At 65.0% G+C, this 877-nt stretch carries 2 protein-coding genes; both read right to left on the minus strand.

The window, feature by feature from the left end; translation table 11 throughout:
• Nucleotides 1-484 (minus strand): FlgK family flagellar hook-associated protein (locus tag ACTIGJ_RS19565; protein ID WP_439641993.1); only part of this gene is annotated, 484 nt, incomplete at its 3' end.
• 15 nt (nucleotides 485-499) lie between these two features.
• On the minus strand, nucleotides 500-877 hold a 378-nt coding region (locus ACTIGJ_RS19570; protein WP_439641994.1), incomplete at its 5' end, for a glucosaminidase domain-containing protein.

The raw sequence follows: 877 nt of genomic DNA on the forward strand, positions 1-877 counted from the left end.
TCACCTGCTGCTGCGCATTGGAGGCCAGGGCATCCAGGGTGCCGGCTGTGTTGCGCAGGCGCGAGGCGAACTCTTCGGCGCGCGCGATGGTGACGACGCGAGCGGTCAGGTTGCCGGGCGAGGACGACACGTCGCTCCATGCGTTGAGCATGTCGTTCATGGCCGCACCCAGGCCGCTGGTGCCAACCGGGAAAGCCGCTTCAAGCTGCTGCAGGCGTGCCAGCCGCAACGCGTCGGACGCCGCCACCGAGCCGGTCGTGCGCGCTTCGCGTGTGAGGAATTCGTTGTGGGCGCGCTCGACGGTGGAAATGTCCATGCCCTTGCCGAAGTAGCCACTGCCCATCTTCTGGTAGCCGGACGACACGAGCTCGACGTTCTGCCGCGAATAACCAGCGGTGTTGACGTTGGCGATGTTGTGCCCCACCACCTGCAGGGCCGCCAGGTTGTTGGTGAGTGCGCGCGTGGCGATGTTCAGGGAAGACATGCGGTACTGGCCTCGTTATCCCTGAGCGCGTTGGAGGCTCAGGGTGGTGTTGATGGCACGGCTCAGTTTGGCGGCGTATTGCGGGTCGGTCGCGTAACCGGCCTTCTGCAGACCACTGGCAAAGCCCTGCACCGAACCAAGCTGCTCCATCACCTGGCCGTAGCGCGGGCTCTGGCTGATGAGCTGGGCGTAATCGCGGAAAGAGTCGGCGTAAGAGTCGTAAGCGCGGAACTTCGCAGTGACCTTGCGCGGCTCGCCGTCGATGTATTCGGTGGTCGTGATCTCGGCGACCTTGCCCTTCCAGTTGCCGGTGGCCTTGATGCCGAACAGGTTGAACGAGGGCGATCCATCGGCGTGGCGGATCTCGCTGCGGCCCCAGCCGGTTTCGTGGCC

Source organism: Nevskia sp., from assembly GCF_051860985.1.
In the GTDB taxonomy this organism is placed as follows: domain Bacteria; phylum Pseudomonadota; class Gammaproteobacteria; order Nevskiales; family Nevskiaceae; genus Nevskia.